The sequence below is a fragment of the Bacillus sp. B1-WWTP-T-0.5-Post-4 genome (assembly GCF_009183795.1).
Taxonomy (GTDB): Bacteria; Bacillota; Bacilli; order Bacillales; family Bacillaceae_G; genus Bacillus_A; species Bacillus_A cereus.
Genome location: NZ_WEIJ01000006.1, coordinates 167,580 through 182,522 on the forward strand (window position 1 = coordinate 167,580; position 14,943 = coordinate 182,522).

A 14,943-nucleotide genomic window follows, 5' to 3' on the forward strand; every position below is an offset into this window, starting at 1 on the left:
GATTATGAATTTTTTAATTAGTAAGGAAGTGGTTAAATGAGCTTATTAACGTATACTGAAGAATTTTTTAATTATGTAAGAGAGTTTTTACTTTTAAGATTTTTACTATTTGCTTTAGTTTTAATCATTATTTCTTTTGTAATAAACCGTATTATTGATTGGTTTTTTAGGAAATCAAGCTTTTTTGATGAAGAGGTAGAGCAGACGATTCAAAGTGTAATTCGATCTATTTTTAGATATATCATTATCATCAGTCTTATCATATATTTAATTAGCCAATTTGTAGATATAAAAAGTATTATTGCAGGTGCAGGGATAGCTGGAGTTGTCATCGGTTTTGCTGCACAACAGATGCTAAAAGATGTTATATTAGGCTTTGCAAGATTAGCGGACAAAGAGTTTCGGGTTGGTGATTTTGTAACTTTTAACGGAACAAATTCAGGAACTATTGAAGAGATTAGTATTCGTTTTATGCAAATTCGTGAATGGTCAGGAAAACTACTTACCATCCCGCACGGAGAGATTAGAACGATACAAAATTTTAATAAAGGATGGATGCGTGTAATTGAACGCATCACGGTAAGTTATCAGGAAGATCCAACAAGAGTGAAGGAATTGTTAGAAGAAGTATGTATTATATGTAATGAAGAATTGAATCAAACTCTTTATAGAGTAGAGGATGAGGCTGTTGAACCATTTAAATACGTCGGTGTTACAGACTTAAATCCTAACTTGAAATATGTTGGCTATGAATTTTGTATTACAGGTTTAATAAAGCCAGAAGATTATTTTGAAACTTCTAGACAAGTAAGATTTGAATTAATGTCTATGTTCCATAAGAATCAAGTGCAAATGCCAGCAGCGAATATGGTTGTTACTACTGAAGGTTTACAGCATATCCATGGTGGACAATCTTTATCGGACAGCTAAAGTAGAATCGTTTGTTAACAAAAATTCTGCTTCCAACATTGGATAGAATAACAATAATAAAATGATTGATATAAAGAAAGGGCTGAAGGAATTCGGTTCTTTTTTTATTTATAGAATTTAGAAATTTCTTAATGTTATAATTGTAGTTGGTGATGAGAATGAACTTTGAAGAAAAAGAGATGCGTCGTTTAGAAGCATTAAAAGAAATTGCTGAATTATTAAATGAAGCAACAAACTTACAGCATATGTTGGAAAAAGTGTTGCATACATTGTTACAAGTAATGAATTTACAAACAGGGTGGATATTCTTTATTGATGAAAGTGGAAAGCACAGCATGCTTGTAGACGAAAATTTACCAGAGGCTCTTACGTGGCAAAAGAAGAAGCCGATGTGTGAAGGAAACTGTTGGTGTGTAGAACGTTTTGTGAATGGGAGATTGGAAAAAGCGACTAATATTATTGAATGTAAGCGAATAGAAGATGCAATTGAATGTAATTGGGGAGAGACAGAAGATGTTACACATCATGCGACAATTCCGCTTAGGTCTGGATCAGAAAAATTTGGTCTACTAAATGTGGCTGCACCTCATAAGACTCATTTTTCTGAGGAAGAGTTAGCATTATTAGAATCAATTGCATTTCAAATTGGAACGACAATACAACGTATTCAATTAGTTGAGAAAGAACGTAAATATGTAGTGGTAGCGGAAAGAAATCGCCTTGCACGTGATTTACATGATTCAGTAAAACAATTGTTATTTTCTATTATGCTAACGGCGAAAGGTACTCTGAATATGACGCAAGATAGAGAATTGCAAGAGATGTTAAGTTATATTGGGGAATTATCACAAGAAGCATTACAAGAGATGACGCTATTAATTTGGCAATTAAGACCTGAAGGATTGGAGAAAGGATTAGCAGAAGCAATTCAAAATTACGGGAAGTTATTAGGAGTTCAAGTGGAAGTTCGAATTGATGGGATGGTTTCAATTGGGGATGAAATAGAAGAAGTTTTATGGCGTATTAGCCAAGAGGCGCTACATAATTGTAAAAAGCATGCTTCGTGTGAAAAGGTACATATTCTTTTGAAAATAGAAAATAACCAGTTACATTTTTACATAGAAGACAATGGAATAGGATTTATACAAGAACATGTAAGGGAATCAGCACTTGGCCTGAAAAGTATGAAGGAACGTATTCAGTTAATGAAGGGATCGTTTCAAATTATAACAGAGCTGAAAAAGGGTACAAAAATAGAAATTCAATTGCCGATTTGAAGGGGAGAATAAGGTTGAAGATTAAACTGCTACTAGTTGAGGATCATCATATCGTTCGAAGAGGACTTGTATTCTTTTTGAAAACGAGAGAAGAATTTGAAATTATTGGGGAAGCGGAAAATGGCGAAGAGGCATTACATTTCGTGCAAAAAGAAAGACCAGATGTCGTACTAATGGATGTATCGATGCCGAAAATGGATGGAATTGAGGCAACAAAACGTCTAAAGCAATATGATGAGACAATAAAGGTACTTATATTAAGTAGTTTTTCAGAGCAAGATTATGTTATACCAGCACTTGAAGCTGGAGCAGATGGTTATCAATTAAAAGAAGTACAACCTGAGCAACTTGTCGCTTCTATTATTGCAGTACATCAAGGAAATGCGAATTTTCACCCGAAAGTAACACCTGCATTAATGGGGCGTTCTGCAGTAAAGAAGGAAGTAGAAAATCCTTTTTCAATGTTAACGAAAAGAGAGCAAGAGGTACTTCGCGAAATTGCGAAAGGAAGAAGCAACAAGGAGATTGCAGCAGAACTTCATATTACAGAACAAACTGTGAAAACACACGTTTCAAACGTTTTAGCTAAATTGGAAGTGGATGATCGTACGCAAGCCGCATTATACGCAGTGAAACATGGAGAGAATTATTCATAAGCATGAATAATTCTGTTATATCGTATGACAGAATACATAGGAGCAATTAAAATTTATAGTAATCCCTAATATAGGTTTTTCTTCTTTCGATAATTAGGTACAATAAAGTGAAACTCTAATCAGTGGGGGACCATCCCCACTGATGATTAGTTTAACTAATCGGTTTTTACAGGATAAAGCTACGATGGAAGGGGAGGATATGCTATGCCTGGTACAAGAAGTGGGATTGGAAAGATTCAGGCTTCGTTAAATGGTTTATCACCGAAATTGCGAAGTATTGCCGAACATATTTTGAAACATCCACAAGATGTTGTACATAAATCTATTACAGAATTAGCTGAAGTTACGAATAGTTCCGAAGCTACGATATTCCGCTTATGTAAAAACCTTGGTTTGCAAGGTTTTCAAGATTTAAAGATTACATTAGCTCGTGAAATTGTACATACACCGATGCAAAATATCCATGAAGAGGTATCAGCAGAAGATAGTATGGTAACTGTTGCTAAAAAAGTTTTTCATTCGCATATTACAGGACTGCAAGATACTTTACATTTGCTTAATGAAACGGCACTTGAGCAGGCTGTACGAGCCTTACAAGAAGCAAGTCGAATTGAGTTTTATGGAAATGGTGGCTCTGGTATTATTGCAATGGATGCGTATCATAAGTTTATGAGAACGGGTATTTCTTGTATCGCTCATACTGATTCGCATTTTCAAATTATGGGAGCAGGTTTACTCTCGGAAAATTCAGTTGTTATTGGTATTTCTCATTCTGGTAGCAATAAAGGATTACTTGAAGCGTTAGAAGTAGCGAAAGCAAGAGGGGCCAAAATTATTGCGATTACGAGCTATAAGAAATCAGCATTAAGTCAACTTGCTGATATAACGTTATATACATCAACACGTGAGACTGAATTCCGCACAGAAGCAAGTTCATCACGATTAGCACAGTTAAGCTTATTAGATACTTTGTATGTAGGGTTGTCGTTGCAGCGACAAGAGGAAACTCTAAAAAATTTACAAAGTATACGTGAAACGATTTCGATGAAGCGAATATAAAAAAAGCTCTTCAAATGAAGAGCTTTCAGACTGTAGACAAACTATTTTTGGAGAGTTCAAATGCTAAAAATAGTTTGTTTCTTATTTTAGGGATAATTTATCCAATGGAATTTATATGTAGTGCTTTCTATACTATAATTTACTATAAGTGAGGAAGATGTCTTATGAAAATATCTGTTTATGTTGCAAGTGCATTTAGCAAGGATCATAAAGGCGGAAATAAAGCAGGAGTGGTATTTATTGAGAATACAAATACATTGACCACTACTCAAAAAATGGAAATAGCCAAACAACTGGGTTATGCGGAAACCGCATTTATATCAGAATCTGAACTTGCTGATTATAAATTTGAGTATTTTACTCCAAAAGAAGAAGTTGATTTATGTGGTCATGCCACAATTGGCTCTTTCGCGATACTGATGCATTTAAATAAACTTTTCAGGAATCGCTATACGATTGAAACGAACAGCGGTGTTCTTACTATTACTATAACAGATGACATCATATTCATGGAACAAAATAAACCGATATTCTATGATGTTGTATCTCCAAATGAGTTCACCGACTGTTTTGATAGTAAAGATATAGACAATAAATACCCAATTCAAATTGTCTCCACGGGCTTAAAAGATATTTTAATTCCTATAAAAAGCGAAATACAATTATATGCACTGCAACCTAATTTTGAAAAAATTAAAGAAATCAGCAAGTATTATAATGTTGTCGGGATGCATTTATATACTTTTAATGACAATCGAATTATATGCAGAAATTTTGCTCCGCTATACGACATCAATGAAGAAGCAGCGACTGGAACTTCGAACGGTGCATTAGCTTGCTACCTTTATGAACAGGACTACTTGAAAAAAGAAGTCTATGTATTTGAACAAGGTTATTCTCTACACTCGCCTTCTGAAATATTAGTTAAATTAGCAACCAATAGCAAAAATAAAATAGAAAAAGTTTATGTTGGTGGCAAAGGATATTACTGTGAAACTAAGTGTTTACATGTAGAAAATATTGAGTGAAGAGCTTTTTTATCGGTGAGAAGTTTGTTACTTTATTTTGTTTTAGAAATATGTGACTTACTTATAGTCAATGATAAACTCTCATTTTTAAAAATTTAAAATAAAGACCGATTTGTGTAATAATTCAAATATTGTTCATAATTTCACAAGTTGTTTATGAAGTGTCATGTTATGATGAAGATGTAATGATGATTGAACACTTAAATTTGGTACAATAACTAGCCAAAGTAGTGAAGAAAGTAGTTGTGAGATAAACTCATTAAAATGCTAAAACACTAAAGGGGAGATCACATATGAAAGCAGTAGTGGTTAATAAAAACAGCAAAGCAAACATCGAAGTGATTGAAAAAGAATTACGTCCGTTACACTCAGGTGAAGCGTTAGTAGATGTAGAGTATTGTGGAGTGTGCCACACTGATTTACACGTTGCGAATCATGATTTTGGTAACACTGATGGCCGTATTCTTGGTCATGAGGGTGTAGGTATTGTTACGAAAATAGCTGATGATGTTACTTCACTAAAGATAGGTGACCGTGTAAGTATTGCATGGATGTTCCAATCTTGTGGACGTTGTGAATATTGTGTAACTGGTAGAGAAACATTTTGCCGTGAAGTTAAAAACGCTGGTTATTCAGTGGATGGTGGTATGGCTGAACAATGTATCGTTACAGCTGATTATGCGGTAAAAGTACCAGAAGGATTAGATCCTGCTCAAGCATCATCAATTACTTGTGCTGGTGTAACTACATATAAAGCTATTAAAGTATCAGATATTAAACCTAGTCAACCTATTGTAATCTATGGCTGCGGTGGATTAGGTAACTTAGCTATCCAATATGCTAAAAGTGTATTTGGTGCAAAGGTAATCGCAGTAGACATTAATGACGACAAATTAGCCTTAGCGAAAGAAGTTGGTGCTGATATGACTATCAATCCAATTTCTCAAGGTCCTGCTGATAAAATTGTGCAAGAGGAGTTTGGTGGCGCTTATGCTGCGGTAGTAACAGCAGTCTCTAAAGTAGCCTTTAACTCAGCAGTTGATGCAGTACGTGCTTGCGGTAAAGTAGTTGCAGTAGGGCTACCAGTAGAAACAATGGACTTAAACATCCCACGACTTGTACTGGATGGAATTGAAGTAGTTGGTTCTCTAGTTGGTACTCGTAAAGATTTGGAAGAGGCGTTTATGTTCGGGGCAGAAGGAAAAGTAGTGCCAGTTGTTCAAACTTGTTCTCTAGATAAAGTACAAAATGTATTCGAAGAAATGGAACAAGGTAGAATTCAAGGGCGTATGGTAATTGATTTTAAAAAACATAATTGTGATTGCAAATAATTCACTTTAAATATAAAAAGCATGAGTCTAGCAAAGGACATGTAAAAAAGCTAGACAGCATAAGAAGATGATCCCTGTATTTAATAGGGATCATCTTCTTTATTTTCTACTAATATCGATGCCAATTAATACTTGATTAATGAGAAATGATTAAAGGTTTACTTTATTGGCAAACGAAAAGGAATCTTTATGTTTAACAAATTTTTTATGATCTGGAACGTTTTGAATTGCTACAATTTGCGAATCTCTTGCTTTCAGTGCATCTTGAATCCCGATGGTCATAAGCTTAATAAATAGAATCGTAATAAAGAATGAAGCGAGAGTATAAAAAATAATCCACCATGAAAGATTCATTTCATTACGATTTAATCCAATAAGACCTGCCCAATCATTAGATAGAGAAACAGGTTTGAGCACTCCGTCATAGAGTTCACGCATTTGTATGCCGCCAATTACAATGTTAAGCAGCGCTAAATGGATAACGAGTATGAGTGTTTGGACGATATGTTCCATAAATAATACAAATAAGCGGTCAAGTAATAAGACTCGTAAGTGTTTTTTAATAATATGAAAACGACTAGCCCCCAGTAATTGTGAACTTAAGATGTAATCTTGTTTCATAAATTCATCAACCTCTGAGGATATGTATAAAGAAAGTGTAGGCAGAGCGACGAAAATAAGTACGAGTACTTGATAAAACGTAAATGAAATATTTGGATCTACCCCATCAGCATTTGATGTGATTATAATATTAACGGGCGTGATGAGTATGAATGCGATAAATAGAGTTGGAATATAATAAAAAACTTCTGAGCATGACTGGAAAAATCTTTTGAGTTTTGGAGCAAATAAACTTAAGAGGATTCCTATACATGTTCCGCATAAAATTCGAAAGAAGCTAATTGCCATGGCTAATAAAATAGTGAATTTTGCTCCTTCTACAATTTGTAAGAAAACAGACTCTCCAAAACGATCAGATCCAAAAGGTGGAATTAACGATGGCGGAAAGGGGGCCTTTCCAAGTAATTCGTTATTGTCATTGTAAAGTAACTGAGGAGGTTTTGGGATGTTATCTTTAAAGAACCAACTATAAATAAAACTAGCTGAAATAAGTATGAATAGATAAGTAAAGCCGATTAAAAAGCGTTTTGATTTCCAAATAGATTTCATAATGATACTCCTTTCAATTGCTTTTTCCATCTATTCATCATGAATGAGACTATTTGGAAAATAGCATAAAATGGTAAAATAATCATAACAAGTATGATAAATGCAGCTGGAGGTGAAACAAACGCCTTATTAAATAAAAATTGAATAATGCCTTCCATATTAAAAACAAATTCTAAAATGAATAAATTAGAAAGTAAGAAAACAAAAATCGTTTTTAAATGGTGGAAGAAGTGGATAGATATATTTTTGAATAAATGAATGCATAGTATATAACTTGATGAAAGGCCTTTTCCATATGCAACCTCTACGTAATGTTTTCCTTGCTCTTCTTTTATGTATAACACCATCATCCGAAACATTTGTAATGTAGGTAAGACAGCTAATGATAAAATAGGGAGTAAATAAGCTCGATTTTCATTAAAGGAAATAATAGTGACAGGAGATTCCCCAAATTTCTGAAGTACCCATATGAAAAAAATTTGCAAACAAATCATCATCATCATATCAGGGACAGCTTCTAATATGAACACAATTCGGTTTATCCATTTTTTTATATAATCTTTTGCTAAAAAATAAAAAAATGCCATGCTAGATGATAAAAAGAGAGCAAGAAAAAAGGCTAAAAATAATATAGTAAATGAATATAGGTAAGGTTCTAAAACAGTTGGAAATAATGGTGTTTTTTTGAAATGGCCAAACTTCGGGTCTGATCCTATAATCACTAATGATTCAGGGGAAAAAACCTGTTTTAACATAGTAACGGTCTGATTAAAAAAATAAATTGGTTGAAAGGTAAATCCGTGTTGAGTAATAAATAAATAAGGTAAATTTAATAATAGTAAGAGTGATAAAAGAATTGATGAAAGCTTAATTGTGAATTGAGATATTTTATTTAACATTAAATCCCTCCGACATCTTTTTACAACATTATACAATAAATTTCGTGTTATTGTTTTTATTTTTCTGAAAAATAAAAATACTTTTCGATTTTATAGTATGCAAGATATATTTACAAGATAAAAAAGTGATAATAGGGGGTCACGCTCTATGTTTATCAAGATAAAAGACTAGTGAACCTAAAACAATAAATAAGAGTAAAATGCACAGAATTCTCATTCTGCGGTTAGTTACTTTTCTTGGTTTGATGGTGATGTTACGTGACCGCTAAAAATAAATATTGCTTTTCAACTCTTTCTTCAAGCAAATAAGTAGAACGTATGGAGGACTATGTATGTGTTGTTAATGAGAGAAAAGAGTGTATTGCGTAACGAATATAACGTAATTTTACCGCATGGAAAAGCTAAATTTAGTATATAAGTGAAATGGAATGAGGGGATTTATTTTTTGATATGAAAAAAATTTTCTTTTTATAACTTGATAAACGAAAAAATATTTTATATACTAATTCATGTAAACGGTTTACTAAATCGTATTTTGCTAGAAATGAAGGGAAGATTCGCATGGAAACAAGGGGGAGAGTAATCGGGATTGATATCGGTACCACAAGTACAAAAACGGTTGTGTTCACAGAAAAAGGAAAAGTCATTGCATCACATGCAATCGATTACCCAATTATTCAACCGAATGTAGGATGGGCTGAGCAAGATCCTGATGTAATATGTGCCGCTGTATACAAAAGTGTAAGCGTTGCCATTGAAAAAGGTAATGTATTACCAGAAGATATTTCTTCAATCGGTATTAGTACAGCTATGCACGCATTAATTGCAGTAGATGAAAATGGTGCGCCATTAACGCGTTCTATCATTTGGGCAGATAATCGAAGTACGAAGCAATCAGAAAAATTATTACAACAAATGAATGGGCATGAGATTTATAGACGTACAGGTACACCGATTCATCCAATGTCACCACTTTCTAAATTGTTATGGATGAAAGAAGAGGAACCAGAGTTATATACAAGTGCCTATAAATTCATTTCCATTAAAGAGTATGTGATTTACCAATTATTTTCACGCTACGTAGTTGATTATTCGATTGCTTCTGCTACGGGGTTATTTAATTTAGAAACATTAAACTGGGATGAAGATGTTTTAACTATGTTACATATGTCACCAGAACAATTATCAACCCCTGTACCAACTACATATATTTTATCAGGTATGAAGCCAGAATTAGCACAGAAGATGGGGATAAGTGCAGAAACACCAATTGTCATCGGAGCAAGTGATGGGGTTCTTGCAAATGTAGGAGTTGGTGCGATATCACCGGGTGCGGCTGCAATTACGATTGGAACGAGTGGTGCGGTTCGAACAATCTCATCAAATATAAATACAGATGAGAAAGGGAGAACGTTTTGTTACGCATTAACAGATGAGCACTGGGTAATCGGTGGTCCAACGAATAACGGCGGAATATTACTGAGATGGTTACGTGATGAATTTGGTAGTCCAGAGCAAGAAGTAGCAAGAAAGCTCGGCATTGATCCTTATGATTTATTAATTAAATATGCAGAAAGCGTACCAGCTGGAGCGGATGGGCTATTGTTCTTACCTTTCTTATCTGGAGAACGCGCACCTTACTGGAATGCAAATGCTCGTGGTACATTCTTTGGAATCAATCTTCAACATAAGCGAGAACATTTTATACGTGCAGTGATGGAAGGTGTTTGTATGAGTGTATATTCAGTAGCACTCGCAATCAGGGATTGTACAGGGCCACTTACTGAAATACGAGTTTCAGGAGGGTTTGCAAAATCTGCATTTTGGAGACAAATGTTGTCCGATATGATGGGAAAAGAATTGCTTGTACCTGAAAGTCATGAAGCATCTGCGCTTGGGGCAGCGGCAGTTGCTTTATATGCTGTAGGAAAAATTGATTCTCTTGAAGAGGTAAAGGATTGGATTGATATTGTCCATCACCATGTACCGAATAAAGAAAATACGGCTATATATTTAGAAATGTTTTATATGTATGAACGACTTTACAATCGCTTGAAAGAAGAATTTGATTGTATAGCTGCTTTCCAACGTAAACAATAGGGGGATTGGGAGAAATGGTAGTTGGGATCGTACTAGCGGCAGTTGTCATACTACTTTTACTTATTACGGTAGTAAAATGGCATCCATTTGTCGCATTAATTTTAACAGCAATTGGTGTAGGATTAGCAATGGGAATGCCTTTAATTGGAACTTCACCAAAAGATCCAGGGATTATTGATTCTATTAAACTAGGGCTTGGTAATACGTTAGGGTTTTTAGCGATAGTTTTAGCACTAGGAACGATGCTTGGAAAAATGATGGCCGAATCTGGTGGTGCTGAACGTATCGCTAACACATTAATTAATCGTTTTGGGAAGAAACGAGTTCACTGGGCGATGATGTTCGTTGCATTTTTAGTAGGGATTCCGGTATTTTTCCAAGTTGGATTTGTACTATTAATTCCGTTAGTATTTACAATTGCGTTAGAAACTGGGGTATCACTTATTACAATTGGTATTCCGCTAGTAGCAGGACTGTCAGTCGTACACGGACTTGTTCCACCGCATCCAGCGGCAATGGCGGCAGTTGGTATTTTTAAAGCAGATGTAGGGAAGACAATTTTATATGCGTTAATTGTCGGACTTCCAACTGCAATTATTTCAGGTCCACTTTACGGGAAATGGATTGGTGCTCGTATACATAAGGAAGTACCATTAGATATAGCGGAGCAATTTGTTGAAAAAGATAATAAAAAAGAGCTTCCTAGCTTTTGGAATACATTGTTTACAATTTTACTTCCAGTATTTCTTATGCTTGGTGCATCAATAGCAGAAGTTGCATTAAATAAAACGAGTCAACTAGCACAAGTATTACACTTTATTGGAGATCCGATTGTGGCTTTATTAATTGCAACCATTTACTCTTTCTTTAGTCTTGGATATGCAAAAGGTTTCTCAAAAGATAAAGTGTTACAATTTACAAATGATTGCCTTGGACCTATTGCAAACATATTGTTAGTGATTGGTGCAGGCGGCGCATTTAATAAAGTATTATTAGATTCTGGAATTGGAACGACAATTGCAGATATGGCGAAAGAATCACATATTTCACCGATATTATTAGGGTGGGGAATTGCGGCACTAATCCGAATTGCAACTGGATCGGCAACTGTTTCTATGATGACAGCAGCTGGTATTGTTGCGCCGATTGCAGCAAGCACACCAGGTGTAAATGTTGAATTATTAGCACTTGCAACTGGTGCAGGGTCATTAATTTTATCACACGTGAATGATTCAGGATTTTGGATGATTAAAGAGTATTTCGGAATGACTGTGAAAGAAACATTATTAACATGGACTGCAATGGAGACTATATTATCTGTAGTAGCACTTGGGCTAATTTCGATATTAAATATATTTGTATAGAATAGGAGATTGATTAATATGAAACTAGGATTAATTGGATTAGGAAAAATGGGATTCCCATTAGCTGAACACTTATATGAAGACAAGCATGAAGTAGTTGTATACGATGTAAATAAAGAGCTTGTTGAAAAGGCAGGAAAACTAGGAATTACTGCACGTCATACATTAAAAGAAATGATTGCTGAACTAGAAGCTCCTCGTACAATTTGGGTAATGGTGCCTGCAGGAGAAGTTGTAGAGTCAGTATTAAAAGATGTGTATCCGTTATTAGATGAAGGTGATATCGTTATTGAAGGTGGAAATTCATTCTATAAAGATACGTTACGCCGTGCTGAAGAAGCAAAAAGCTTCGGATTACATTATGTAGATATCGGTACATCTGGCGGTGTAGAAGGAGCTAGATACGGTGCTTGTTTAATGGTTGGTGGAGAAAAAGAAATTTACGACCAATTAGAACCTTTATTTAAAGATTTAGCAGTAGAAAATGGCTATTCTTATGCTGGCCGCGTTGGTAGTGGTCATTTCTTAAAAATGGTTCATAACGGTATTGAATACGGCATGATGCAAGCAATTGCTGAAGGATTTGAAGTACTAGATAAGAGTGACTTTGATTTCAATTATGAAGATGTTGCAAAAGTATGGGCGAACGGATCAGTAATCCGCGGTTGGTTAATGGACTTAACTGAAAAAGCATTTGCAGATGATCCTAAACTTGATGGCATTAAAGGTGTAATGAACTCTTCAGGAGAAGGGAAATGGACTGTTGAAACTGCGCTTGAGTTACAAGCAGCGGCACCAGTAATCGCGATGTCATTATTTATGCGCTATCGTTCTCAGGAAGATGATACATTCCATGGAAAAGTAGTTTCAGCACTACGTAATCAGTTCGGTGGACATGAAGTTGTAAAAAAATAAGGATGTTTTTGAAAAGAAACTTGTGCATAAGCGCAAGTTTCTTTTTTATAGTTTAAGAAATTACTAATTTAAAAATACCAATCAATCATCGTTTTTTTGTCACAAATGACAGCTTCAACATTCATTGATTGAACAATATATTCTATATTTTCTTCTTTAGCTAATAATAAGGTTGTAAAGGAATCGTATATACTCATAAACGCATACTCATTGTCTTCTCCAGTAATAATTAACTCATTATTGCTAATGTCCCAAATATCTAATGGAGTAGTATTATTTACCTGTAATAATCCGTTTGTATCAAGAATTGGTTCAGAGAAATATAGATTTTTTGCACCTTTAGAACCGAGGAGTTTAAGTAATTTGTGTAATAAAAATATAGACGTATAATCTTCTGTTGGATAATAAAGATCTTTTTTTAAGTTTGAATGTAGCTTTTCAGCTAAATCCTCTCTTTTATATTCTTCTGAAAGGGCACTAATGGAAGTCAACATGGCCATTGCTAGGTCTGCGTATGAATGTAATCCACTACAAGACATCATTTCCTTCCAAGAAACGGATTTCCCATTATAAATGATTTCTTCAGCGCTAGGATAGATGTGCTCATATGGTCTTTTTCTCACAGACTTTTCCTATCCTAAAGGCATTTGGATAAAAGGATGTAGCAATATAGCTGCAGATTTAAAGTTTCTTGGTAGTTGTTCTAAAATTGGTGATTTGTCATCTAGCCAAATGTAATCCAACAAAATATAACCTCCTCTTAGACTTTGAAATGTACGGATTCCCGTATTATGTTTTTTGTATTGATTGTATCAAATATAAAGCGAAGCATGAAATATGTCCCAACATAAAAGTAAGAATAAATAAAATGAAGTTTTCATAAATAGTAAAAGGGTGCTTATGTCATCAGTATAGCTAAGAAATGTTGTTACATATGAGAAGAGCGTGTTAATAAAATATGAGGTGGTTAAATGGGAAATGAGCAAGTGAAGTCTGTAAAGGAAGAAAAAAAGTTATGTCTTTGTATGATTGTCAAAAATGAGTCTAGAATTATGGAAAGATGTTTAAATGCAACAAAATCAATTGTAGACTTTGTTTCTATTTGTGATACTGGATCGACGGATAATACGCCTGAAATTATTGAAAATTGGTGTAAGGAAAATGAGATACCTGGGACGGTTCATCATGAGCCGTTTAAAAACTTTGGTTATAACAGAAGCTTAGCTGTTTCGTTAGCGCAAAAAACATACCCAGAAGCAGATTATTTATTAATATTAGATGCGGATATGATTTTAGAGGTTGATCCGAATTTCGATAAAACGAGCTTAACGGAAGATCATTATCTTACATTACAATATGATGTTCATATTAAATATTGGCTTACACGTCTTTTGAAAGCTTCTTTACCATGGAAATCTGTCGGTGTTACTCATGAGTATTGGGATATAGATCGTTCAAAAGTTGGAGCGAATTACAATACGAGGGTAGCTCGGTTAGAGACTCTTGTCGTGAATGATCCCGGAGATGGCGGGAGCAAAGCTGATAAATTTGAAAGAGATGAGAGGTTGTTGTTACAGGGAATAAACGACCCAGAAACAACGCCAGATTTGCATATAAGATATTTATTTTATTTAGCTCAGACTTATTTTCATTTAAGTCAATTTGAAGATTCAATTAAATGGTATAAAAAACGAGTGGAAGCAGGAGGATGGGTTGAAGAGGTATTCTATTCGTTATTGCGAATAGGATTTTGTTATGAGCAGTTAGCAAATCGTTCAGCAAATAAACAAAATGAAGTGACAGATGCTGATGAAAAAGAAACTGTTAAAGGGCAAGAAGAGCAATATTTAGCATTAGCTGTTTTTTATTTTCAAAAAGCGTGGGAATATAGACCAACCCGGGCTGAACCATTATACCAACTTGCAAGGTTGTATCGATTACGATCTCAAAACAATATTGCTTTGATGTATGCTCTGCAAGGGAAGGAAATTCCTTTTCCAAAGGATGATCTACTATTTGTAGATTATCATGTGTATGATTACTTATTTGACTATGAAATTTCTATTAGTGCTTTCTATATACCTCATAAAAAACATTTAGGGGCGGTTTCGCAAAAGTATTTGGAATCGATAAAAGAAAAGATTCCATTTCATATAGCAAATATAGTAGAGAATAATGCGAAATTTTATTAAATACATTTTCGATTAAAGGAGT

Annotated in this window: 12 protein-coding genes and 1 pseudogene; 10 read left to right on the forward strand and 3 right to left on the reverse strand. The window is 34.4% G+C overall.

All coding sequences use genetic code 11. The annotated features are described in order from the left end of the window. Positions 1-36 precede the first annotated feature (36 nt). From GBN91_RS19360 to adhP, 6 genes are all read left to right on the forward strand, one after another. A complete protein-coding gene (locus GBN91_RS19360) occupies positions 37-930 on the forward strand; it encodes a mechanosensitive ion channel family protein (RefSeq protein WP_000055426.1) in 894 nt (297 codons plus the stop codon). A gap of 158 nt (positions 931-1,088) precedes the next feature. Then, on the forward strand, positions 1,089-2,207 hold the full coding sequence (gene casK / locus GBN91_RS19365) for a two-component system sensor histidine kinase CasK (RefSeq protein WP_016122430.1): 1,119 nt from the start codon (positions 1,089-1,091) through the stop codon (positions 2,205-2,207). A 14-nt stretch (positions 2,208-2,221) separates the two neighbouring features. After that, entirely contained in the window at positions 2,222-2,863 is a 642-nt protein-coding gene (casR, locus tag GBN91_RS19370) for a two-component system response regulator CasR (RefSeq protein ID WP_000694629.1), read from the forward strand. Positions 2,864-3,067: 204 nt separating this feature from the next. Beyond that, entirely contained in the window at positions 3,068-3,922 is an 855-nt protein-coding gene (locus GBN91_RS19375; protein WP_001119646.1) for a MurR/RpiR family transcriptional regulator, read from the forward strand. A 164-nt stretch (positions 3,923-4,086) separates the two neighbouring features. Beyond that, a complete protein-coding gene (locus GBN91_RS19380; protein WP_016122431.1) occupies positions 4,087-4,950 on the forward strand; it encodes a PhzF family phenazine biosynthesis protein in 864 nt (287 codons plus the stop codon). Positions 4,951-5,243: 293 nt separating this feature from the next. Beyond that, positions 5,244-6,281, forward strand: a complete 1,038-nt coding sequence (adhP, locus tag GBN91_RS19385) for an alcohol dehydrogenase AdhP (protein ID WP_016122432.1) — start codon at positions 5,244-5,246, stop codon at positions 6,279-6,281. A gap of 150 nt (positions 6,282-6,431) precedes the next feature. Here adhP and GBN91_RS19390 read toward each other — a convergent pair whose 3' ends face one another. Both GBN91_RS19390 and GBN91_RS19395 read right to left on the reverse strand, forming a co-directional pair. Beyond that, positions 6,432-7,451 carry an ABC transporter permease gene (locus GBN91_RS19390; protein ID WP_000836565.1) on the reverse strand — a complete coding sequence of 340 codons (1,020 nt, stop codon included), beginning with the start codon at positions 7,449-7,451 and terminating at the stop codon, positions 6,432-6,434. Continuing rightward, positions 7,448-8,350 carry an ABC transporter permease subunit gene (locus tag GBN91_RS19395; protein ID WP_016122433.1) on the reverse strand — a complete coding sequence of 301 codons (903 nt, stop codon included), beginning with the start codon at positions 8,348-8,350 and terminating at the stop codon, positions 7,448-7,450. Before GBN91_RS19395 ends, GBN91_RS19390 begins: the two co-directional genes overlap by 4 nt. 561 nt (positions 8,351-8,911) lie before the next feature. Between GBN91_RS19395 and gntK the strand changes: the two genes are divergently transcribed. Genes gntK through gnd form a run of 3 tightly spaced genes read left to right on the forward strand, consistent with a single transcriptional unit; the run spans position 8,912 to position 12,729 of the window. Further along, complete coding sequence (gntK, locus tag GBN91_RS19400; protein ID WP_000449999.1) at positions 8,912-10,450, forward strand: gluconokinase; 1,539 nt, start codon at positions 8,912-8,914, stop codon at positions 10,448-10,450. A gap of 14 nt (positions 10,451-10,464) precedes the next feature. Next, positions 10,465-11,814: a GntP family permease gene (locus GBN91_RS19405; protein WP_000260208.1), complete on the forward strand. Its 1,350-nt coding sequence runs from the start codon at positions 10,465-10,467 to the stop codon at positions 11,812-11,814. 18 nt (positions 11,815-11,832) lie between these two features. Further along, entirely contained in the window at positions 11,833-12,729 is an 897-nt protein-coding gene (gene gnd, locus GBN91_RS19410) for a phosphogluconate dehydrogenase (NAD(+)-dependent, decarboxylating) (protein WP_000765994.1), read from the forward strand. 68 nt (positions 12,730-12,797) lie between these two features. Here gnd and GBN91_RS19415 read toward each other — a convergent pair. Beyond that, a pseudogene (locus tag GBN91_RS19415) lies at positions 12,798-13,561 on the reverse strand (DUF2711 domain-containing protein). Positions 13,562-13,700: 139 nt separating this feature from the next. On the opposite strand from GBN91_RS19415, the gene GBN91_RS19420 reads away from it, so the two are divergent. Beyond that, the gene (locus tag GBN91_RS19420; RefSeq protein WP_016122437.1) at positions 13,701-14,921 is read left to right on the forward strand and encodes a glycosyltransferase; all 1,221 of its coding nucleotides are present in this window, start codon (positions 13,701-13,703) and stop codon (positions 14,919-14,921) included. Positions 14,922-14,943 lie beyond the last annotated feature (22 nt).